Annotated in this window: 19 protein-coding genes and 3 pseudogenes; 5 read left to right on the top strand and 17 right to left on the bottom strand. The window is 63.1% G+C overall.

The features are described from left to right. Window positions 1-18: 18 nt before the first annotated feature. The 16 genes and pseudogenes from B3P22_RS21190 to B3P22_RS21265 all read right to left on the bottom strand — a co-directional run. A pseudogene (locus B3P22_RS21190) lies at window positions 19-492 on the bottom strand (LysR family transcriptional regulator); the annotation flags it as partial. A gap of 232 nt (window positions 493-724) precedes the next feature. After that, window positions 725-1,876, bottom strand: coding sequence for a S1C family serine protease (locus tag B3P22_RS21195; protein ID WP_012761372.1), 1,152 nt, complete (start codon window positions 1,874-1,876; stop codon window positions 725-727). Between the two features lie 24 nt (window positions 1,877-1,900). Beyond that, a complete protein-coding gene (locus B3P22_RS21200) occupies window positions 1,901-2,866 on the bottom strand; it encodes a zinc metalloprotease HtpX (protein ID WP_023657748.1) in 966 nt (321 codons plus the stop codon). Next, window positions 2,844-3,341, bottom strand: coding sequence for a heat resistance protein PsiE-GI (gene psiE-GI, locus B3P22_RS21205; RefSeq protein WP_012761374.1), 498 nt, complete (start codon window positions 3,339-3,341; stop codon window positions 2,844-2,846). Before psiE-GI ends, B3P22_RS21200 begins: the two co-directional genes overlap by 23 nt. Then, on the bottom strand, window positions 3,338-5,053 hold the full coding sequence (gene kefB-GI, locus B3P22_RS21210) for a heat resistance system K+/H+ antiporter KefB-GI (RefSeq protein ID WP_121495084.1): 1,716 nt from the start codon (window positions 5,051-5,053) through the stop codon (window positions 3,338-3,340). Before kefB-GI ends, psiE-GI begins: the two co-directional genes overlap by 4 nt. 3 nt (window positions 5,054-5,056) lie before the next feature. Beyond that, window positions 5,057-5,497, bottom strand: a complete 441-nt coding sequence (trx-GI, locus tag B3P22_RS21215) for a heat resistance system thioredoxin Trx-GI (protein WP_121495085.1) — start codon at window positions 5,495-5,497, stop codon at window positions 5,057-5,059. Next, window positions 5,487-6,632, bottom strand: coding sequence for a hypothetical protein (locus B3P22_RS21220; protein ID WP_121495086.1), 1,146 nt, complete (start codon window positions 6,630-6,632; stop codon window positions 5,487-5,489). Before B3P22_RS21220 ends, trx-GI begins: the two co-directional genes overlap by 11 nt. Before the next feature lie 79 nt (window positions 6,633-6,711). Then, window positions 6,712-7,323: an HdeD family acid-resistance protein gene (locus tag B3P22_RS21225; protein WP_121495087.1), complete on the bottom strand. Its 612-nt coding sequence runs from the start codon at window positions 7,321-7,323 to the stop codon at window positions 6,712-6,714. A gap of 96 nt (window positions 7,324-7,419) precedes the next feature. Next, window positions 7,420-8,307: a heat resistance protein YfdX2 gene (gene yfdX2, locus B3P22_RS21230; protein ID WP_121495088.1), complete on the bottom strand. Its 888-nt coding sequence runs from the start codon at window positions 8,305-8,307 to the stop codon at window positions 7,420-7,422. A gap of 102 nt (window positions 8,308-8,409) precedes the next feature. Further along, window positions 8,410-9,324, bottom strand: a complete 915-nt coding sequence (gene yfdX1 / locus B3P22_RS21235) for a heat resistance protein YfdX1 (RefSeq protein WP_121495089.1) — start codon at window positions 9,322-9,324, stop codon at window positions 8,410-8,412. Window positions 9,325-9,346: 22 nt separating this feature from the next. After that, on the bottom strand, window positions 9,347-9,805 hold the full coding sequence (hsp20-GI, locus tag B3P22_RS21240; protein ID WP_121495090.1) for a small heat shock protein sHSP20-GI: 459 nt from the start codon (window positions 9,803-9,805) through the stop codon (window positions 9,347-9,349). Between the two features lie 87 nt (window positions 9,806-9,892). Next, entirely contained in the window at window positions 9,893-11,710 is a 1,818-nt protein-coding gene (gene ftsH / locus B3P22_RS21245) for an ATP-dependent zinc metalloprotease FtsH (RefSeq protein ID WP_121495091.1), read from the bottom strand. A 27-nt stretch (window positions 11,711-11,737) separates the two neighbouring features. Continuing rightward, a complete protein-coding gene (cls, locus tag B3P22_RS21250; RefSeq protein ID WP_121495092.1) occupies window positions 11,738-13,168 on the bottom strand; it encodes a cardiolipin synthase in 1,431 nt (476 codons plus the stop codon). 16 nt (window positions 13,169-13,184) lie between these two features. Next, window positions 13,185-16,034, bottom strand: coding sequence for a heat shock survival AAA family ATPase ClpK (gene clpK, locus B3P22_RS21255; RefSeq protein ID WP_121495093.1), 2,850 nt, complete (start codon window positions 16,032-16,034; stop codon window positions 13,185-13,187). A 95-nt stretch (window positions 16,035-16,129) separates the two neighbouring features. Continuing rightward, window positions 16,130-16,699, bottom strand: coding sequence for an Hsp20/alpha crystallin family protein (locus B3P22_RS21260; protein WP_121495094.1), 570 nt, complete (start codon window positions 16,697-16,699; stop codon window positions 16,130-16,132). Between the two features lie 35 nt (window positions 16,700-16,734). Further along, complete coding sequence (locus B3P22_RS21265; RefSeq protein WP_012761384.1) at window positions 16,735-17,016, bottom strand: helix-turn-helix domain-containing protein; 282 nt, start codon at window positions 17,014-17,016, stop codon at window positions 16,735-16,737. A gap of 344 nt (window positions 17,017-17,360) precedes the next feature. Between B3P22_RS21265 and B3P22_RS24010 the strand changes: the two are divergent. After that, window positions 17,361-17,594: pseudogene (locus tag B3P22_RS24010) on the top strand (IS110 family transposase); the annotation flags it as partial. Window positions 17,595-17,715: 121 nt separating this feature from the next. On the opposite strand, the pseudogene B3P22_RS21275 reads toward B3P22_RS24010, so the two are convergent. Continuing rightward, window positions 17,716-18,145 (bottom strand): annotated as a pseudogene (locus B3P22_RS21275) (IS66 family transposase); the annotation flags it as partial. Between the two features lie 139 nt (window positions 18,146-18,284). On the opposite strand from B3P22_RS21275, the gene B3P22_RS21280 reads away from it, so the two are divergent. The 4 genes from B3P22_RS21280 to B3P22_RS21295 all read left to right on the top strand — a co-directional run. Continuing rightward, window positions 18,285-19,193 carry a LysR family transcriptional regulator gene (locus B3P22_RS21280; RefSeq protein ID WP_012761385.1) on the top strand — a complete coding sequence of 303 codons (909 nt, stop codon included), beginning with the start codon at window positions 18,285-18,287 and terminating at the stop codon, window positions 19,191-19,193. Window positions 19,194-19,732: 539 nt separating this feature from the next. Beyond that, the gene (locus tag B3P22_RS21285) at window positions 19,733-20,491 is read left to right on the top strand and encodes an ATP-binding protein (RefSeq protein WP_121495095.1); all 759 of its coding nucleotides are present in this window, start codon (window positions 19,733-19,735) and stop codon (window positions 20,489-20,491) included. 141 nt (window positions 20,492-20,632) lie between these two features. Continuing rightward, window positions 20,633-20,851: an AlpA family transcriptional regulator gene (locus tag B3P22_RS21290; RefSeq protein WP_003454927.1), complete on the top strand. Its 219-nt coding sequence runs from the start codon at window positions 20,633-20,635 to the stop codon at window positions 20,849-20,851. A 40-nt stretch (window positions 20,852-20,891) separates the two neighbouring features. Further along, on the top strand, window positions 20,892-21,079 hold a 188-nt coding region (locus B3P22_RS21295; protein WP_296272445.1), incomplete at its 3' end, for a ParA family protein.

Below are 21,079 nucleotides of genomic sequence, written 5' to 3' on the forward strand. Positions count from 1 at the left end.
TTTTCAGTGGGTCATTACATCGGCGACAAGGCCTTCGCTCACCGCGTCCGACAGCGCAAAGCCGATGTCCAGCAGATCGTTGTGCAGGCCCTTGAGCTGCTGCGCGAAAGGCAGCTCGAAGACGCGAATCTCCAGTTCGGGCTCTTCCTCGCGGCTGCGCGCCAGCAAGGTGGCAATGTGGGGCTGCGCCAAGCTGTCGCAGATGGCGATGCGCAGATAACCCTGATAGCCCTGCGCCGCCGCCTTTGCGGCACTCACCGCCTGCTCCACGGTGGCCAGCACACGCCGGCACTCACCGAGGAACACTTGACCGGCCCAGGTCAGTCGCGTCTGGTGCGCGCTGCGGTCGAACAACTGCACGCCGAGCGTGGCTTCGAGATTGCGCATTGCGCGCGACACAGGCGATTGTTCTACGCCAAGGCGCTCGGCCGCTCGCGCGAAATGCAGTTCTTCCGCGACCGCAACGAAATAGCGCAGTAGTCTGAGTTCCAATGCGGCCTCCTGTTTGCCTCGTTCCTGGCCTGCGTCCACCTCATGCGGATTGCGCCTCGCTTTCTCCTTCGATGATTGGCAAGAGGTTCCGGCGTTGCATGCTTGCCTATTCGGATAGGCAGATCGCATCCGAAAATTACGGAGGTTGAGGCGGAACGCTACCTGGCCGAAGACCTGAGAACCTCAATCACCGCGACGCTGCACTACCGCCTGATCCACAGGTTCAGTTCAATCAATTCCCGGGTTGCAGCTCCACACGCACCTCGCGCGATTTGCCGGCCCGTTCCACTGACAAGACCACCACATCGCCGACCTTCCTGTCGTCTAGCCGCGCGAGCAGCTTGGCCACATCGTCCGTCGCCTTGCCATCAACATCGATGATGCGGTCGCCCGGCACGATGCCTTGCGGCGTGACTTCGACACCCGCGAGGCCGGCCTTGTGCGCTGCCGAACCAGGGGTAACACGCAACACGAACACGCCCTTGCTTCCGGTCAGTGCAAGCAGGCGCTGATTGAGCTGTTCGTCCACCTCAATGCCCAGCGCCGGACGGATGTACTTACCGGTCTTGATGAGTTGCGGGACTACGCGCATGACGGTGTCCACCGGCACGGCGAAACCAATCCCGGCCGAGGCGCCGGAGGGGCTATAGATCGCCGTGTTGATGCCGATGAGCCTTCCTGCCGAATCGAGCAGCGGCCCACCGGAGTTGCCAGGGTTGATGGCGGCGTCGGTCTGGATCAGGTGATCGATGGCCGGGCCGCCCGCTTCTCCGGGTAACGAGCGGTCGAGCGCGGAGACGATGCCGGTGGTGAGCGTCCAGTCCAGGCCGAAGGGGTTGCCGATAGCGAACACCTTCTGACCCACCTTGAGGTCGGCACTGGTGCCGACCGGCACGGCCGGCGGGCGCTTGAAACCGACGCCAATCTTGAGCACGGCGATGTCGTGCGCTGGGCTCGTCCCCACCAGCGCGGCCTGGTAGTCGCGGCCATCGGCGAGTTTGACCGTGGCTTCAGAAGCACCCTGGATGACGTGGAAGTTGGTGACGACGTGGCCGGCATCGTCCCAGATAAAGCCCGAACCGGTGCCGCGCGGCATGGAAAAGACATTGCGAGTCCAGACGTCGCGCACCAGCTGCGCGGTGGTGATGTAGACCACCGAAGCGCGCGATTCTTCGAACAGTTCGATGGTGGCTTTCTCGTCCGCCGCCAGATCGCCACGCGCCGTCACGGTGCGATCTGCCGCCTCGCGCGGACTGAACCAGGCCTCGATGGCGGGCAGGAACTGCCACAGCAGCATGAGCGTGGCAATACAGGCGGTGATGAAGAGCCAGCGCCGGATGAAGGGGTCCGGTGCGGGGCGTGGGTACGGGTCGGGGTAGGCCATGAGAAGTCTCCTGTTGATAGGCAATCAGCGCCACAGCCCGCTCGGGTGCCAGCGCGGCGGGCGCGGCGTCACAGCGGATTCCGGCAAGAAATGGGGCGCGTGGAATGGCAACGCTGATGCTGGCCCAGGCGCCAACGTCAGCAGGCGTGCGATACGCTCTTGCGTTGCCGGATGCGTGCGCAAGCAGGAGGGCTCGGGATTGCCCCATCCCGGCCACAGCCAGGCACGCCAGGAGCGGCTGACCCGCTCGATTTTCGCCAGCGCGGACGCCAGCCCCTGCGGGTCGCCCGTCAGTTCCGCCGCGAGGCGGTCAGCGTCGAACTCACGCACGCGAGACAAGCCGAGCTGTGCGAGCAGGGCCAGCCGGGGCGATGCGGCCAATAACAATAGACCAGGCCAATAGACCTCCGCCGCGCCAACCAGCAGCGCGGGCAGGTTGAGCAGGATCGCGATTTGTCCCATGAGGGCCAGCAGGCTCGTGAGGCGACTGACGGAATCCGCCAGCCTCATGACGCGCAGATCCTCATTGGTGATGTGCGCGATCTCGTGCGCGAGCACACCCGCCAGCTCGCGTGGGCTCAGGCTGCGCAGCAGGCCATCGGTGAGGGCGATCGATGCCTCCTGCTTCGATCCGGTGGCGAAGGCGTTGACGACGGCACTGGGCACATAGTGCGGCACCGGCGTGGCGGGCAAACCGGCACGGGCGGGCAGCTCGCGCAACAGGGCCCACATCTCGTGGGCTTCTTGCGGGTGCAAGGCCCGTACGCGGTACAGGCGCAAGCTCAGCGCCGACGCGGCTACCGGTTCCAGCAGCAACGCACCTGCAACGGCAAACAGCGCGAGCCACAGGCCGCCTTCCCCAAACGGCAGTCTCCCTGCTGCGGCTGCGATCCCGACCAGGGTCAGGACCAACAGCCCGGTCTGCAGGCGGTTGAGCCAGCGGTGTTGCAACAGCGCCGTGCGCGGATCACTGGGATGATGACGGGTCATGCTCAGAGGTCTCGGCGGCGCGGTCGCCGCGCTTGCGCAGCAGCCAGTAGGTCGCACCCAGAGCCAGCGTGGCGCCTGCCAGCGCGGCTATCTTTGCGGGGCTCGCCTCGGGGTCAAGGATCACGAACTTGCGCGCCAGCGCGATCAGACCGATGAGGATCACGGTCTTGACCTGGATGATGCTGTCCCGACGCAGCGCCACGCGAACAATGGAATGCTTGAACTCCATCGCGATCAAGAGCGTCATGATCATGCCGAACACACTCTGGAATACCTTGTGATCCAGGGGATTGAAGGCATCGAGGACCAGCAGCGTGAAGACGATGGCGATGAGCTGGAACAGCGACACCACGATGATGACGGCAATTACCGCCGACAGAACGAGGGCGACGACCTGCTCGAAGCGCTCGTATAAACTCATGATGGCCCATTGGTCACGGAAGACCTGAAATGGATTGCGGCCTGTTGACTTCATGCAGATGGACTCCCTGCGACATTGCCGCTGTCGAGACGGCGGCGCATCGCACTGATGTTTCGTTCGACGAGCTCGGCCGACATGCCAAGCGACGACATCACTTGTTCCGCCAGCCCAAGGCCTGCGGCAAAGGATTGCTGGTACACACGCACGTTGGGCATGGCGCGAAATGCATCGGCCGCGGTCGTACTTCTGCATGACACCCACAAGGTCAGCGCCGGACGGCGCTCGGCAATCGCCTGGGCGATGCGCAGCACTTGCTGGGCATGGGCGAACGTGAGCACCACCAGACGCGCTTGCGCCAACCCGGCAGCCAGCAGGGTATCGGGCCGACTCGCATCGCCATGGAACACCGGCACGCCGGCGGCACGCGCGGCCTCGACCTTCTGCGCGTCCGCCTCCAGCAGCAGATGCGCCACGCCGGCGTGGCGAAGAATCTCGCTGACTGTCAGGCCAAGCTCGCCCGCGCCGCAAACGATGACATGGTCTCGATATCGCGCCGTCTGCGCGGCGATCTCGACTTCTTCAGCCTGGGGTGGCTGAATGACGCCGCCGGTGCGGCTCAAGAACCGGGCAAGTACATCGTGATGGCGGATCAGTAGCGGTGCCAGGGCCATGCTGAGCACCAGCGCAACTAGCATGGGTTGTACGACGGTCGCGGGGATCAGATGCTGCTGCAAGACCATGCCCAACAACAGCAGGGCGAACTCGCCGCCATGCCCCAACGCTATGCCCGTGCGCCAGGCATCGAGGGCGGACAAGCGCGTCGCCCGCAAGGCCAGGGTATTGAACACGATCTTGACCGGCACCAGCACTGCCAGCCACGCCAACACCGTCAGCGGTGCCGAAAGAATCTGTGCTCCGTCCAGCTGCAGGCCGACAGTCACGAAGAACACCCCCGACAACACATCGCGAAACGGTTTGAGGTGGTTTTCCATGTGGTGCCGGACGTCGCTCTCGCCCAGCACCATCCCGGCCAGAAACGCGCCCAGGGCGGCGGATACGCCGACGGCGTGCGCAGCGGCGGCCGCGGCCACGACCACACACAGGGAGGCGAGCATGAACGCTTCCTCATGACCTTGGCGAGCCACCCAGCCCAGCAGGCCATGCAACAGACGGCGCGAAGCAACCGCCGCTGCTGCGAACAACACCAGCACGCCCAACACTTCGAGCAGCATGCTCTCGACCTTCGGCGACTCGCCGCGCGCCCAGATCGCCAGCAAGGCCAACAGGGGCACGCTGGCCAGATCCTGAAAGACCAGCACGGCGATGGCGCTGCGGCCATGGCGTGTGGTGAGTTCACCCTGGTCGGCCAACTGCCGGCTGACCAGCGCCGTGGAAGACATGGCCGCCGCAGCGCCGAGCAGCGCAGCGCTCTGAGCTGGCTGCCCCAACCCCATCAGCATCAGGGTCAGAGGTGCGGCCACAGCGACCATCTGCAAACTGCCAGCCACCAGTACGGTCTTGCGAGTGAGCCAAAAGTGCCCGAGGGAGAATTCCAGTCCGACCATGAACAGCAGCAGCGCCACTCCCAGCTCGGACAGAAAATCAAGCGCTTCTCCCGGCGCGATCACGCCGGTGACTGAGGGGCCCAGTAAGGCGCCGGCGGCGAGGTAACCCAGCAAGGCGGGCACTCTGAGCGCAGCCGTCACCACAGCCGCCAGACTGCACGCCGCCAGCAGACTCAGCGTAACGCCCAGCAGGCCCTGCATCGGTCAGCGCCCAAGCTGTGCCGATACCCAGCGCACGATGTCCTGCGCGCCCATCACGCCGGCCTGACGGGCGATCTCCCGCCCACCCTGGAACAGGGCGAGCGTCGGGATGCTGCGGATACCGAACTGCGCGGCCAGGTGGGGCTCAGCCTCGGTATTCACCTTCGCCAGCCGGATCCTGGGTTCGAGCTGGTGCGCCGCTTGCTGGAACTGTGGCGCCATCATCTTGCACGGCCCGCACCATGGCGCCCAGAAATCGACCAGCAGCGGCAGATCGCTGCGCTCCACGTGGCGCGAGAACGTCGCCGTGGTCAACTCGATGGGCTCGCCCGTGAACAAGGGCTGCTGGCAGCGGCCACAGTTGGGATGTTCCGATAGCTTCGCAGTCGGTACGCGGTTGATGGACTGGCAATGCGGGCAGACAAGGTGAAGATCATTCTTCATGGTTCGCCTCCTTGGACCACAGTGAGGCTGCCTCGCTTCGGGTCGCAGACAATGCCGACCAATCAACGCCTTGGAGCCAATCGTTCCCGTCTTTGCTTACTCCGGCCTCTTCCAGATGAGCAGCGATGAATGCTTCGGCCTGCATGAGCCACCTTTGGACAGTATCTTCCTTACTAGGAATCAGCAGGATTTCAGAGACGCTGCTGGCATTCAGCCCGTCCACACGGATAAGCAGAAAAATGCGCCGCCACAAACGCGGCATGTCCTTCAGCAGGTCAAATGCAAAAGCGAACTCGCTCGACCGATCAATCAGCTCCTCCTGTTCCGCGATCGTTGCGACATCGGGATGCTGACTGCCAGCGAAGATATCGGCCAGCTTGAGTGTGTCATCGGGCTGATAAAATTCGAAGATTTCCTCTTCCACCATGGCCTCGGCGACGTCTTGGGCATCCGGTTCGACCGGCGCGTCCAGAGAAACGAATTCGCCAAATTGCCGGCTGCTTGCCACTTCGTTATCCAGGACGGCGAACAGATGCTTCAGAAGACCGGTGTAAGCCTCTTTTTCCCCCGGCACGGATTGCCATTCCACCTCAGCTCGGACAATCGCTTCATCCACCACGTCGCGCAGCGTCGGATAATCGCGCGGTAAATCGCCGACGGCACGCAGATAAGCCAGCTCACGCCTTGCGACAGCCTCAAGTTTCGACAGTAGAGGCATTCGGGTCGCCTCGGCCTCATGGGCGGCTGACGCGGGTTTTGCGGCAATCCGCACCTTGAGCTCGCGCAAGCGCTCGCGTCGTGCTTTGCGCTTGATTTGATCCTGAGCATGCAGTCGGTCAAAATGCTTCTTGGCCTGACGGAACAACGACTGTGCGAGCATCTGCGCGAGGGGCGTCAGCTCGTCATGTGATGCAGTAACGCTGACAGTCTTTTTGCCGGGCAGGTGCATATAGCCACTGGCCAGAAATTGCCGCTTGATCTTGTCGCGATCAAGGACGATTTGAAGTCGCACTGAATCTTTAGTGTGTTTGTCGAGCAATGGCTTGAGGGCGTGCTCGATCACATTTCCCAAAGCTCTCTGCCATGGTTCATGAAACTCTTTGTCGATAGCTCGATAGCTATATTGAATCTGCATGCATGACTCGCTTGATGTCATTTCTATAGAGGCACGAACCGAAAATGCTCATATCCATAGAATTTAGTTTGACCCGCTCTTATCCCTGGCGCGTTTTGCAAAGACGCCAACTCAAGAACAAAAGCGTGACACCATAGACTGCCGCATAGAAGCCCAACAGCCAGCCTGCGGCCAGGAATGACTCGACCGGACGGGAAAAAAATATCCACAGGACGATAGCGCCAAGGACAATCGAGAGCAGTCCACTGAAGGCAAGCCAAATTTCACCCTTGATTTCTTGACGCAGCCGAACGGCGGCGGATGTCTCCAGCACACCGGTGAAAATCGCCCAGAAGCCCACGCTAGCCCATAAAAAAGAAGCCAAGACTATCGTGGCGACCCAAGGAGCAACCAGGACGACGACGCCCGTAAGTATGCCGACAATGCCGCTGAACAGCAGCCAGCCCCAGCGCCCTTTTTTCTGGATATGGCGCACCGCTGCAACCAAGTTGAAAGCGCCATTGACCAAGGAAAATGCGCCGAACACTAAGGTCATGGCCAACAGAGCCGATTGTGGCATCCAGAACGCAAGGGCTGCGAAAATCAATGCCAAGACACCGCGCAACGCAAAAATCCACCAATTTTTGGTCAATGAACAGAGTGTTTTGGTGGACTCATCCGCACTGGAATCGGCGATGGCGTCTGTGTTCATGCTATATCTCCTAAAGATCTAATGGGGTGAAAAAGCAAACACTCCTGAGCCAAGAGAGGGGCGCGACGCGCCCCTCTTAGGCCCTATCCAGCGGTTTCAGAACAACTTGGACAGCTTTGCCTTGATTTCATCGAGCCAGCCTTTTCCGCCGCCTCCCCCAGCCGTCTTTTGCTTGACTTTCTTGAGTTCAGCATACAGGGGCTCAAAGTCCTTCTTCTTTCCATAGCCCAGCAGTTCTGCCATTTCCAACTGCTGCCGCGCTTCGTTCAATAATGTCTCCAGGCGCTCATTGGACGCTTCGCTCCGCTGACCATCTTCTACCAGGGTCTCGGCGCGCTTCAGGAGCAGCCTGGCGCGCAGGGCGGGCAGCGGATGCACGCTGCGCGTCTCGACCAGCGTGCTGAGCGCTGCCTGCAGCGCGGCTTTGGCTTCTTCAATCTTGCCCTGATCGATCAGCGGCACGACTGACTTCACGGCTGCGGGATAGGACGCCAGAGGGATGTTGGTGACCACGATCACGATTTCACTGGCCAGCAAAGCCAGCACGTAACGTGCCTGTTGCACCTCGCCATGTTTGAGGGCATCCAGCGCCTCGTCGGTCATCGCCTCAATGGTTTCCGTGTTGGCGAACAAGTCGTGCACGATGGTGCGCACATCAACGGGGGCCAGGGCGAGCGTGGGTTCGCGCGCAACGATCAGCTCCAGCTTTCCCGTCACTTCGGCCAGCGTTGCCAATGCGCGTGCAGCGTCCTTGCCGTCAAGTGCGGCCAGCGCAGATTTGGTCAGCGCCAAGGCCGAGACGGCCTCATCGAGGACTTGTTTACGTTTGTCTGCCGCCTGCGAGTCCGTTTCCTTCTGAACCTCAGGCTGTACCTCCGTGACGACTTCAGGCTTGGCCTCTGGACTGACAGGAAGGCTGCTTACCGCGGCCTGTTCGTTTATTTCTTTGGCCGTCGCATTGGGATTCGATGCTTGCTCGTTCATGGTGATATGCCTCGTATGAGTTAGTGAAAATAGGCGAATCTATTGGGGCTGACTGCGAACATCGCGAGACTGACCGACAGAGCAGTCAGCCCCTTCATCACCTCAAATCAGCTCTTGGAGGCGCGTCTTCAACTCGTCGAACCATCCCTTGCCGCTTTTGCCACCAGCCGACTTTTGCTCAATGGACTTCACCTGATCGAAGATGGGCTTGAAGTCCGCCTTCTTGCCATAACCCAGGATCTGCGCCAGCTCGATTTCCGTGCGCACGTAGGCCAGCAGGGCGCTGAGCTCCTCGCTCTGTTTGGCATCGCGCTTGTCGGTCTCGGCCAGCTTTTCCGCTTTTGCCATCGCGGCTTCAGCCCGTAGCACGGGCAGAGGAATGACGACCGAGGTCACCACCAACGTGTTCAGTGCTCGGGCGAGTGTCGCCTTGGCGTCTTCGATCTTGCCGCTGTCGATGAGCCGTGCGGCCGACCTGATCGCAGCCGGGTACGTTGCCATCGGCAGGTTGTCGGTTTCGATCACGATTTCGCTGGCCAGATTGGCGACGATGGGCCGGGCCTTTTGCACCTCGCCATCCTCCAACAACTCCCGAGACAACTCGACCGCTTTCTTGACCGATTCCACGTTGGCGTGGATATCGTGGGTGATGACGCGTACATCGACGGGCGCCAAAGCAAGTCTTGGCTTACGCGCCAATACCAGTTCCAGCTTTCCGCTGGCCAGTTCCAGCGCAGCGAGCGCCTCCTTGGTCTTCCTTGCATCAAGGAGGATCAATGCCTCCTGGGTCTTGGCCAGCGCAGTGATTGCATCTTGGGCGAGTTCGGCGCGCTTTTTCGCGGCTTCCCGGGCGGCCTTGTCATCTACCTGTGGCTGCGCAGCCTTGGATGCGGCAGAGGGTGCTGCAGCACCTGGGCTAGAACGTGCCGCCGATTGGGCCTGAGCCGGTCCGCTCAGTCCGACGACGACCGCCAGGGCAAGTGCGGTGAAGGTTGATTGGGGCTGTTTGATATTCATGATCTTGGGCTCCTGATTAAAGTTAGTTGACTGAGATTTCAATCTGTTTCGGTTTGGCTTGCTCGGCCTTGACAAGCCGCACTTCCAGCACGCCGTCTTTCATGGAAGCCGTCACCTTGGTCGGATCAACGTTGTCAGGCAAGACAAAGCTGCGCACAAAGCGGCCATACGCACGTTCGATGCGGTGGAACTTCTTGCCCTGCTCCTCTTTTTCCAGTTTGCGCTCGCCGCTGATGGTGAGCACGCCGTTTTCCGCGCTGACGCGCACGGCATCCTTGGGGACCTCCGGCAGATCCAGTTTGAGGATGAATGCGTTCTCATCCTCGCTGATGTCCACCATTGGCGCCCAGTCCGCCGTGGTCATGGCTTCGTTGCCGGTACGGGCGCCCTGTCGCTGGGGTGTCCGTCCCAACATCGTCGCCAGGCGGTTCTGCAATTCATCCAGTTCCCGGAAGGGGTCCCACGGAGTCAATGCAGACATATCGGTTCTCCTTGAACAATGCCGACGAATTGGATGACGCACTGAACAGAGCCGTCGGTTTACTCTGAATGGCTCTTACTACAGTTTTCAGTTCCGAACAAGTCCTTGAGTCAATTGACGGATATCGCTTTCGTCGAGCGTTTCCCGCGCCAGCAGCTCGCGCGCACAGCGCTCCAGCACCGCGCGGTTGATGTCGAGGATCCGGTAGGCGCGCTCGAACACGCCCATCACGATGTCGCGGATGGCCTGATCGATGCGCGCCTGGGTCGATTCGGCCACCCGGCAGCCGCCGTGGGCCAGTTCCGGTGTATCGAGAAAGCGTGGCCGCTGCGCCTCGAAGGCGATGTAGCCCAGTCCTTCGTCCATGCCAAAGCGGGTGATCATGTCGCGGGCAATGTCGGTGGCCCGTGCGAGGTCATCGGCAGCCCCGGTGGACAGCTCGCCGAACACGAGCTTCTCGGCCGCACGACCGCCCAGCAGCACGGCGATCTTGTGTTCCAGATCGGCGCGCGTCATCAGGAAGCGGTCTTCGGTGGGGCGTTGCAGCGTGTAGCCCAGCGCGCCGATGCCGCGCGGGATGATCGAGATCTTGTGCACGGGGTCGGTGCCGGGCAGCGCCAGCGCCGCCAGCGCATGGCCCATCTCGTGATGGGCCACGGTTTCCCGCTCCTTGGGATTGAGCACTCGGTTCTTCTTCTCCAGGCCCGCCACGATGCGCTCGATGGCGGCGGTGAAATCCCGCAACTCCACGGCGGACGCTTTGCGCCCGGTCGCGGCCAGCGCGGCCTCGTTGACCAGGTTCGCGAGGTCTGCACCCGAAAAGCCCGTGGTCAGCGCAGCCACCTGTTCGAGATCGATATCCTGAGCCAGCGTCACCTTCTTGACGTGGACTTTCAGGATGTCCAGCCGTCCCTTCTTGTCGGGCCGGTCCACCAGCACCTGGCGGTCGAAGCGGCCGGCACGCAGCAGCGCCTGGTCGAGGATTTCGGGGCGGTTGGTGGCAGCCAGGATGATGAGCCCCACCGAACTGTCGAAGCCGTCCATCTCGGTGAGCAGCTGGTTCAAGGTCTGCTCGCGCTCGTCGTGGCCGCCGATGGGGCCGCCGACACCGCGCGCGCGGCCCAGTGCGTCGAGTTCGTCGATGAAGATGATGGCCGGCGCCTGCCCGCGCGCCTGCTCGAACAGGTCGCGCACGCGCGCCGCACCCACGCCGACGAACATCTCGACGAACTCCGAGCCTGAGATGGAGAAGAACGGCACCCCGGCCTCGCCCGCCACGGCCTTGGCCAGTAGGGTCTTGCCCGTGCCGGGCGGGCCAACCAGCAACACACCTTTCGGGATGCGCGCGCCGAGGCGGCCGTAATCCTGCGGGTTCTTCAGGAAGTCGACGATTTCGACCAGCTCCGCCTTGGCCTCATCGACACCCGCGACATCGGCAAAGGTGACGCCGGTGTTCTTCTCCATGAACACCTTGGCGCGGCTCTTGCCGATGCTCAGGAAGCCGCCCATGCCCTGCTTCTCGGCGAAGCGGCGGAACAGGAAGAACCAGACGCCGAAGAAGGCCACCGCCGGCAGAATCCAGGAGAGCACATCACGTAGCCAGGTGCTTTCCACCACCCGCGCGTAAGGCACGTCGTACTTGGACAGCCGCTCGGCCAGGTCGGGTTCGACGCGAGTGGCCACGATGGTGGTCTTGCCCCGGCTGTCCGGCGATTTCAGGCGCCCGGTGACCGTGCGGTCCGACACCAGCACTTCGGCGACGCGCCCCTCGGCCAGCGCCTTCTCGAATTCGCTGTAGGGCACGGGCTCGACGGTCTTGGCCGCCTGCCAGTAGTTCCGCAGCGTCAGCAGCAACAGGCCGGCGACGATCCAGTAGCCAATGTTCCATTGATCTTTCTTTTCCATCGGCAATGTTCCTCGCAAGTCGTGCCGCTAGAGAATGGGGGTGAACAGACGGGCCACCCCGTCGCGCAAGCGGATGGCCAGCGGGCGGGCGCGCAACGCCATGGCCGATATCTCGTTCGATGCATCACGGGCGGCATCAAAAAGGGATTCCAGCCGCGTAGACAGCGCGGTGTCGTACACCTCCACATTGAACTCGAAGTTGAGGCGCAGGCTGCGCGCGTCCCAGTTGGCCGAACCCAGGCAACACCATCGGCCATCGACCAGCATCAGCTTGGTGTGATCGAAGGGGCCCTGCCGCTCGAAGATGCGTACACCGTGCTCCATCACCTGCCAGTAGTGGGCGCGCGCAGCCCACTGCACCGTAGGATGGTCGCAGCTCGCGGGTGTCAGCACCTCGACACGCACGCCGCGCATCGCGGCCGTGCTCAGCGCCGCGATCATCGGCTGATCGGGGACGAAGTAAGGTGTCCAGATGCGCACCGAATGCTTCGCCGCGCTCAAAGCGCCCATGAAGGTCCAGCGCATCCGGTCCAGGGCATCATCGGGACCGGCCTCGATGCCGCGCGCCCAAGAGTTTCCTTGTTCATCAGCCGTTGCGGGCGATTCGCCCCAGAAACCCTCGCTGAGCCGCTCGCCCGTGGTATCGCACCAATCATCGGTGAAGCACCCCATCAGATGCGCAACCACTGGCCCGCGCAGACGAAAGTGCAAATCGTGACAGGCCTGGCCCGGCGCATTGGGCCGCCAATACGTGCTGCAGATGTTCATGCCACCGGTGAAACCTGTCTCGCCATCGATCACCAGCAGCTTGCGGTGATTGCGCAGATGCGCGGCATGCAGGCGCGCGGGAATCAACGTCGGGTTGAACGTCGCCGCCGGAACGCCGGCGCGTTGCAAGGCGCGGTAGGCGCTGCGGTGCGTCCAGCGGGCAGAGACGTCGTCGATCAGCACCCGCACTTGCACGCCGCGCTCATGAGCCCGGCGCAGCGCATCGACGAACTGCGCCCCGATGCCTTGGCTGTCGAAGATGTACGAGGCCAGGGCGACGCTGTACCGCGCCGATTCGATGGCGGCGAGCATGGCCGGGTAGGCCTGCTCGCCATCGACAAGCGGCTCGGTGCGGTTGCCGCCGGTCAGCGACTGGCCGGTGGCGCGTCCCACCAGGTGCGCCAGACCGGCAAGCGGCGCCGAAACAGCCTCGGGCATCGTGGGCGAGAGGCCTTGCCGAACAGCATGATCTGCTCCCGGAAAAAGCCGCCGCGCCCGCCGCTGGTAACGGTTGATGCCGAACAGCCCATACAGCAGCGAACCGCCCAGCGGCAACAAGGCGATCAGCAGTACCCACAGCGTGGCCGATCGCGGGTCACGCTTGTAGATGATCGCGTGCCCCGCTGTGGGGATAGCGACCGCCAGCGACACGAGGGTGGCTGCCAATGTCAGCCCGTTGGGGTCGGACACGACAGCCTCCCATCGCTCAAGATTCGCCGCCCGCTGACTTCTTCTTGCGCTTAGGCTTGCTCTCGCCGTTCGGCGGTGCCTCGGCCACGTTCGCGGCATCGGGCTTATCAGGCTCGGCCGGCTGCGCGGGTGGCTCCTTGCGCTCGAAGACGACGCGTTCGGCCTTGTCGTCCCAGCGGGCGCTGGCGTGATCGCCCTTGCCAATACCGCCACCCAGCATCTCGCGCGCCAGTGCCGTCTCCAGCTCGCTGCGGATCAGCCGCTTGAGCTCACGCGCGCCGAACTCGGGCTTGTAGCCTTCCTCCGCGAAGTGGTCGATCAAGGTCTGATCGAAGGTCAGCGTCACGCCCTGGCTGGCGGCGTTGCGGGCCACACGATCGAGCTGCAGGCCGACGATATGGCGGATCTCCTCCTTGCCCAGCGCATGGAAGACGATGATCTCGTCGATGCGGTTGAGGAACTCGGGGCGGAAGTGTCCGCGCAACACGTCCATCACCTCGGCCTTGGTCTTTTCGTACTCCTCGCCGGCCGCACCGCGCGCCTTCAGCCGCCGCTGGATGATGTCCGAGCCCAGGTTGGACGTGGCGATGATGATGGTATTGGTGAAATCCACTACCCGGCCTTTGCCGTCGGTGAGCCGGCCGTCGTCGAACACCTGCAGCAGGATGTTGTAGACGTCGGGGTGCGCCTTCTCGATCTCGTCGAGCAGCAGCACGCTGTAGGGCTTGCGACGCACCTTCTCGGTGAGCTGGCCGCCCTCGTCATAGCCCACATAACCCGGAGGCGCGCCCACCAGGCGTGCCACGGTATGGCGTTCACCGTACTCGGACATGTCGATGCGCAGCAGCGCACCCTCATCGCCATAGACGGACTCGGCCAGTGCCTTGGCGAGTTCGGTCTTGCCCACACCCGTCGGCCCGAGGAACAGGAAGGTGGCCACTGGCTTGCTGCCTTCGCGCAGGCCCGCGCGCGACAGCCGCACGGCATCGGCCACGGCACGTACTGCTTCGTCCTGTCCCACCAGGCGCTCATGCAGCCGCTGTTCCAGATGCAGCAGCTTCTCGCGTTCTTCCACCGTCAGCTCGTTGACCGGAATGCCGGTCAGGCGCGAGACGATCTGCGCCACGTGCTCTGCCTTGACCTCGGCGCTGCCCGAGGCGCGCTCGCGCTCCCAATCCTCGACGAGCTTCTTTAGTTCGGCCTCCTTGGCCTCGATGCGCTTGCCGAGCTCGGAAGCCTTCTCGTACTGCTTGCGCGAGGCCACGTAATCCTGTTCGCGCCGCAACTGATGCAGTTCGGCCTCCAGCTCTTGCACGGCCACCGGGCGGGCCGTGGCCGACAGCTTCACGCGTGCGGCCGCCTGGTCGAGCAGGTCGATGGCCTTGTCAGGCAAAAAGCGCGCGGTGATGTAGCGGTCCGACAACTCGGCGGCGGCGATGATCGCATCCTCGGTGATGCTGACCTTGTGGTGCGCCTCGAAGGTGTCGCGCAGGCCGCGCAGGATCATAATGGTCTGCGCTACCGTCGGCTCGGGCACCATCACCGGCTGGAAGCGGCGCTCCAGCGCGGCGTCCTTCTCGATGTACTTCTGATACTCGTTGAGCGTGGTGGCTCCGATCAGGTTCAGTTCGCCGCGCGCCATCATCGGCTTGAACACGTTGGCCACGTCCAGCCCGCCTTCGCCGCCACCTTGGCCGGCACCGACGATGGTGTGCACCTCGTCGATGAAGAGAATCAGCTCCCCCTGGTGCTCGGTCACTTCCTTGAGCACCTTCTGCACGCGCTCCTCGAACTCGCCGCGGTACTTGGCGCCGGCCACCATGGCATTGATGTTGAGTTCGACCAGGCGCTTGTCACGCAGCGTTTCGGGCACTTCGCCTGCGACCATGCGCTGCGCCAGCCCTTCGACGATGGCGGTCTTGCCGACGCCGGGTTCGCCGATCAGCACCGGGTTGTTCTTCTTGCGCCGGGCCAGCACTTCGATGGTCGTCTCGATCTCCTGCGCGCGACCGATGACTGGATCGAGCTTGCCCTCGCGCGCCATCTTGGTGAGGTCGCGCGAATACTTGTCGAGTTCCGGCGTATTGGTCGGCGTCTCGGCACGGCCGTCCTCGGCCCCCTTGCCGACCACCTTGCTCACCTGCTGGCGCAGCGCCTGCGGCGTGAGCCCGTAGCGGCGCAGCAGGTTGGCTGCCAAGCCTTCGCCTTCTTCGGCCAGGCCGATCAGAAAGTGCTCTGGCCCCACATAGGAATGACTCAACTCGTTGGAGACCACGAAGGCTCGGCTGAGCGCATCCTTGACACGTGGCGACACGCCGATCTCGCCTTCGAACGGCTTGTCGCCACGCTTGGCTTCGGATTCGATCTGCCGTTTGAGGTCATCGACCTTGATCTTGAACTGCCCCAGGATGGTATTGACCACGTCGCTGTCGGTCAGCGCCAGCAGCAGGTGTTCGGTATCGACTTCGGCGCGCCCGAACTCTGCAGCGTGTCGGGCGGCCTCCTGCAATAGGGCCTCGGACTGTTCGCTGATGCGGCTGGCCAGCCCACTGCCGCGACGGCGCGCTGTTCCCGTAACTGCCGGGGCGGATTCGCCGAAAGACCCATCGACCACTTCGTCGGCATCAGCCGCCACGGACGGTGCATCGTCACCGATGCGGAAGAAGTCGCTGCCGAGGAAGTCTTCGAACAAGCCGCTGCGCGAGCCAAACAGAGCCTCCAGCGGCGAGACGGTGCGCTTTTGCTGGCGCGCCAGTTGGCGATAGTGATCGTCACACAACAGCATGGTGCTGTGGCGACCATTGAGATTGGCTTCCACCCGCACCGTGGCGGGTTGGCCGCAGACTTGGCATTGTTTTCTGGCCATGCTGATGCTCCTGAGAGGGTTAACTGGGCGAGGCACCGCAGATCAAGGCGCCTCGCCCTTCACTTGGTTTCTTGCAAAGGACTAGCCGGTGGGCGTCAGCCATTGATCGGGATCGAGCGCCCCTGCGTGGGCGTACTGGCCTCGCGCTTGTCCATCGTTATCGTGAGCACGCCGTTCTTGAAAGCGGCCTTGATCGTGTCCTGGTTGGCATCGGCCGGCAGGTTCAGAGCGCGCTGAAAGCTGCCGTAGCAGCGCTCCACCCGGTGGAAACCGCCGTCTTTCGTTTCCTGCTCCTGACGCTTTTCACCGCGCACCAGCAGCACGTCGTTGTCGAGCGTGATCTGGATGTCTTTTTCCTCGACGCCGGGCACTTCCAGGGCGATCTTGTACTGCTTGTCGGTCTCCTGGATGTCCAGCGCCGGCTTCAGCAGGCCCGGCCAGTCCGACGGCCAGCGTGGCATGGCCAGCGCCGGGAAACCGAAGCCTCGAAACGTGTCGTCGAAGAGGCGGTCGATCTCGCGGTGCAATTGCAGGATGGGACTGACGGGGCCACCCGCCACCGGCAGGTCATTGCGCTGCACGGGCAGCGAGGCAGTGCTCTGTTGTTCTTCCTGCTCCTTCTTGAACCAGTTCCAGGGAGCCAATTTCTTGAAATCAATGTCCATGTCACACCTCCAGAAGACAAATTGAAGACTCTCGCTCACTCCGTTTGCCTGCGGCGACGGACAGCGCGCCCAGACGACACGGAGTGTTCCGCTGACTTTGGCTGCTCATCTGTGCGTATCACCTCCTTCTTTCTGCCTGCTTGGATCTGATCATTGATCCATCGATCGATTTCACTTTGACGAAACCGCCACGTCCCGCCGACCTTGAAGGCCGGAATCTCCCCGTGCGAGGCGAGCCGGTAAAGCGTCCGCTTGCCGACTTTCAAGTAGGCAGCCAACTCGTCGAGTGTGAAGATCGCCTGCTGGCGCGCTGTCATACCACCCCCACAAGTTCCGTCGTCACGCGGCCTCGCCTGAGGAAGTTCTTGCAAGACTTTGCAAGATATTGCGCCTAACAGGCCTAAAGTCAAGAGTCAACATCCAGCGATCTGCTGGCCGATTGATGTGACTCAATCGTAAGCAGCCAGGAAACAAATGTTGGCTGCCACCGCGATGGTGCTCCCCAAGTCATCAATCTGCAGCCATGTGAAAGGGGAAGTCCATGAACGAGATTGCCCGAGTCGGGGTGGATCTGGCCAAGCGGGTTATCTAGGTGCATGCGGTGGATGCGCGCGTGGTGGTTGCCAAGGCGCTGGCCGCTGACAAGTTTGCGGCCTGGTGCGCGGAGCTGCCTCCCGGCTGCCTGGTGGCCCTGGAGGCCTGCGGCGGTGCGCATCACTGGGCACGCAAGCTGCGCGGCTATGGGCTGGATGCGCGGCTGATTGCAGGCCACTTCGTCACGCCCTACCGCATGGCCGGCAAGGGACGCAAGAACGGTGCGGCCGATGCCGCAGCGATCTGCGAGGCGGCAACCCGCCCGCACATGCGCTTCGTGCCGGTGAAGCCGCCGGCGCAGACGCTGCTGGCCAGCCATCAGCTACGCAAACCTCCCGATTCACTCACGCAGCTTATTCCTGCTTGCCTAGGGACGACCATGTAAGCGGCAGATGGTCGGAGTCCTTTGCGACCAGCACCTACGCGAGCAGCCCGGAGGTGGGGATGCCCTTGGCGATGATCTCCGCCGGGACCGGCGCCTGGGTCAGCGTTCGGCACCTATGCGCAGGTCCACTTGCCGCGGATGTGGCACTCGACCGTGAACACGCCCGGCGTGTAGTCCAGCTTCTCGCTGATGCGCTTGAGCGCACAGCCGCACGCGCAGCGGGTGTTCTCGGGCTCGTGGTGGCAGTCCACGCGCGGCAGGTCCGCCGGCAAGGCGGTGCGCTTAGGCATCGCGCCAGGCGTAGCCGGCGGCTTCTTCTTGCCCAGCAGTTCCTAGAGCTGCGCCTCAGCCGCGGCAAGGTCGGCGTCCAGAGCCTCGTCGAACAGCGCGCGTTGTTCGGCATCGAGCTGCTCGCTCTTCTTGCCGAACTTCAGGCGTCGCAGCTGGGCGATCTCGAACGAGAGCTTCGCCGTAGGCGCTGACATGGGCGAAAAGCATCCGAGCATCACCCCCCAGGATGGCTCTCATCTCGATACAGAGGTGAATCCTCCGCACTATTCGGCTCCCTACGATGATATGGACTGATCACATCGGTAGGGAGAAAGCATGAACTTACGCCATCTTCGCTGCTTCATCGCCGTAGCCGAGGAACTGCACTTCGGCCGGGCTGCTCGACGGCTGCACATCGAACAGTCTCCACTGTCGCGCACGATCCGCCAGATGGAGGCGGATTTAGGGGTGCCGCTGCTCAACCGCTTGCCACGCAGTGTTCGTCTCACACCGGCGGGACAGGTCTTCCTCGAAGAAGCCCGGCGCGTACTGCTGGCCTTCGAGCAAGCGCAGACCAAGGCACGCGCCGCAGCGAACCAGCGGAACACGCTGCGCATCGCACTATCTGGTGACATGGGGCAGGCCCGCTTGTCGGCGTTGCTTGCGCTTTGCCGCGAGGAGGCACCACAGGTCGGCATTCGGATATTTGAAACGCCACTGGCGCAGTTGGTGACTGGACTGCGCAACGACTTGTATGACGCAGGTTTTGCATTGGCTGGTGAAATGGACGCCGGCATCGTCGCCATGCCGGTGTGGCGAGACCCGCTGGTGGTGGCTTTGCCCGCCAGGCATCCGCTGCTGGCTTTCAAGGAAGTGCCGCTGGAGGAAGTGGCGAGCTATCCGCTGGTGCTGTGCGATCCCCAGGTCTGCGAAGGTTGCAGCCGGCAGCGCGAACGGCTGCTCCGCACGGTGGATGCGCAGCCGACGGTAGCCGAGTACGTCAAGACCCATTCCCTGATGCTGGCCCTCGTGGCCGCCGGCTACGGCGTGGGCTTTTCGAGCGCGGCGCATCTGGCGGGTTGCCATCAGGCCGATGTCGTCGTGCGGCCGCTGGCCGACGAGACCGCTTCGCTGACGACCTATCTACTGCGACCCGAAGGCGAAATCATGGAGCCGCTGCGGCAGTTCATCGACCGCGTGGAGCGTGTCGGACGCCCGCAAGGCACCGATCAACGCCCGATGTGACGCGGGGATTTTGGACGGTACGATTCCCTTTCGGTCTGGACCTTGACCCGCATTGCATCGGCGGCCGACCTTTTGCGTCACGGGCATGGATGGCGAATCGGGCCTATCCACCCGGCATCAAGCAAGGCACCTTCAAGCTGTCGAGGTCACAGCAGTGACGCAGAACGCATGAGCCCTTGCTGGATGCAAACCGGCTCAGCCGGAAGTCGCATTGGCGCTTTACCCCGCCCGTATTCCTACGAAAACTTTGCCCTGGTTTTCCGGTAAAGCGCGGCATCCCTTCCTGATCGAACTTGGATGCGCGGCTTTTCAGACCGTTGCGCCGGTAACAAGATTTTTCGCAGGTGCATTATGGTTGAGGTGTAGCGGGCACCGCAAGGAGGTTTGCCCCCTGCGTAACGCTCGGCGACATCGCCGCACCCAACGTCCACCACGATGCCGACCGGCTCGCGCTTCATCGGGTTCTTTGGGCAATCGCTGCGCCCATGTGGGCCGCGCGCGCTTGCCATGTGTCGATCCGACGATGGGAAGAGCGCGATATGCCGAAATCGAGCAGCCAGGCCTTTGGCGCAAAGACGTACTACCGACCGATCGAGGCGGCCGTCCGCTGGTGCGGTCTCCTGCGCTTCGAGCAGCGTATTCTGGAAGCGCTGGAGCAGCGTGCCATGCCGGAGCCCGGCGAATTCCCGCGCTGGCCGCTGCTGCGCCTGTATGCCGAGCGCATCTTCGACGCGCTGACGCATGGCGAATTGCCCGGTGGCAAGGCCGGCATCGTGCTGGACTCGCAGCGGCCGGCGCTCGACGACCCCGAGTTGACCGTGCGCCACGTGGACTTGAAAGCGTGGATGTCGCAGTTCTACCCCGGCGATCGGCCGGGGTTTTTGTTTGACGGCATCGAACGCGCGGTGCATCCGGCGGTGAGCGTGGACACGCTCAACATTCTGCTGGCCGATCGCGAAGCAGCGAAGTCGCAACTTGCCGAACTTGCCCTGGTGCATGAAACGCTGCGCACCGCGCACGAAGCACTGGCGAAGGAACATGCCACGCGCGCGGCCAACGACGAACAGGCGCGCGAGCCTGGCCTGCGCAGCGAGACGACTTACCTCAACATCATCGGCGGACTGCTGACGCTGCTGCTGGGCAATTCGCCGTCAGGCGCGGCCTATTCGTCGTTCCGCAGCATGGATGCCGTGGTCAGCGCGCTGATCGCACACCATGAGGGGCGGCCGGGTCTCAGCGAGCGGACGCTGTGGAGCAAGCTCGCGCAGGCGCGGCGCCACCTGGAGGCGTCGTGCTGACGACGCGGCCAGCATGATGCCGATGCGGCGCACTGCAATTGCAGTCGCTGCTTCTGCAATTGCAGTGATTTCGGCGACCGCGGTGTATTGAATACGAGGCACTTTCCGAACAGCGCCAGTGAGCGTCAAGGAGTGTCTCTCATGTCTTCGCAGACCACCGCGCCGGCAGTGCCGGCCGAGCACCGCATCCTGCGTCGCGCCGAAGTCGAGGCCAAAACCGGCTTCAAGCGCGCGCACATCTACAGCCTGATGAAAGAAGGCAAGTTCCCCAAGGCGCTGCGCTTGGGCGTGCGCGCCGTGGGCTGGGACTCGGCGGAGGTCGAGCAATGGATCGCCGATCGCCTCGATGAGCGCGCCTGACGCTTTTCCTCGGTACATGCCATTCAACCGGGAGAGGCCCATGCAGGTGGTGTCCATCATTTCGACCAAGGGCGGCGTCGGCAAGACCACGACGGCGGCCAACCTGGGCGGCTTCGCAGCCGACACCGGGCTGCGCGTGCTGCTGCTGGACCTGGACGTGCAGCCCACGCTGTCGAGCTACTTCACGCTGGCCGAGCGCGCGCCGGCCGGCATCTACGAGATGCTGGC

The sequence above is a fragment of the Pseudomonas sp. UBA6323 genome (genome assembly GCF_002439135.1).
In the GTDB taxonomy this organism is placed as follows: domain Bacteria; phylum Pseudomonadota; class Gammaproteobacteria; order Pseudomonadales; family Pseudomonadaceae; genus Aquipseudomonas.

Bases quoted from the DNA above. Each gene is read 5' to 3' on its own strand.
- B3P22_RS21195 (WP_012761372.1), bottom strand. From the start codon at position 1,876: ATGGCCTACCCCGACCCGTACCCACGCCCCGCACCGGACCCCTTCATC.
- B3P22_RS21200 (WP_023657748.1), bottom strand. From the start codon at position 2,866: ATGACCCGTCATCATCCCAGTGATCCGCGCACGGCGCTGTTGCAACAC.
- psiE-GI (WP_012761374.1), bottom strand. From the start codon at position 3,341: ATGAAGTCAACAGGCCGCAATCCATTTCAGGTCTTCCGTGACCAATGG.
- kefB-GI (WP_121495084.1), bottom strand. From the start codon at position 5,053: ATGCAGGGCCTGCTGGGCGTTACGCTGAGTCTGCTGGCGGCGTGCAGT.
- trx-GI (WP_121495085.1), bottom strand. From the start codon at position 5,497: ATGAAGAATGATCTTCACCTTGTCTGCCCGCATTGCCAGTCCATCAAC.
- B3P22_RS21220 (WP_121495086.1), bottom strand. From the start codon at position 6,632: ATGCAGATTCAATATAGCTATCGAGCTATCGACAAAGAGTTTCATGAA.
- B3P22_RS21225 (WP_121495087.1), bottom strand. From the start codon at position 7,323: ATGAACACAGACGCCATCGCCGATTCCAGTGCGGATGAGTCCACCAAA.
- yfdX2 (WP_121495088.1), bottom strand. From the start codon at position 8,307: ATGAACGAGCAAGCATCGAATCCCAATGCGACGGCCAAAGAAATAAAC.
- yfdX1 (WP_121495089.1), bottom strand. From the start codon at position 9,324: ATGAATATCAAACAGCCCCAATCAACCTTCACCGCACTTGCCCTGGCG.
- hsp20-GI (WP_121495090.1), bottom strand. From the start codon at position 9,805: ATGTCTGCATTGACTCCGTGGGACCCCTTCCGGGAACTGGATGAATTG.
- ftsH (WP_121495091.1), bottom strand. From the start codon at position 11,710: ATGGAAAAGAAAGATCAATGGAACATTGGCTACTGGATCGTCGCCGGC.
- clpK (WP_121495093.1), bottom strand. From the start codon at position 16,034: ATGGCCAGAAAACAATGCCAAGTCTGCGGCCAACCCGCCACGGTGCGG.
- B3P22_RS21260 (WP_121495094.1), bottom strand. From the start codon at position 16,699: ATGGACATTGATTTCAAGAAATTGGCTCCCTGGAACTGGTTCAAGAAG.
- B3P22_RS21265 (WP_012761384.1), bottom strand. From the start codon at position 17,016: ATGACAGCGCGCCAGCAGGCGATCTTCACACTCGACGAGTTGGCTGCC.
- B3P22_RS21280 (WP_012761385.1), top strand. From the start codon at position 18,285: ATGAACTTACGCCATCTTCGCTGCTTCATCGCCGTAGCCGAGGAACTG.
- B3P22_RS21285 (WP_121495095.1), top strand. From the start codon at position 19,733: ATGCCGAAATCGAGCAGCCAGGCCTTTGGCGCAAAGACGTACTACCGA.
- B3P22_RS21290 (WP_003454927.1), top strand. From the start codon at position 20,633: ATGTCTTCGCAGACCACCGCGCCGGCAGTGCCGGCCGAGCACCGCATC.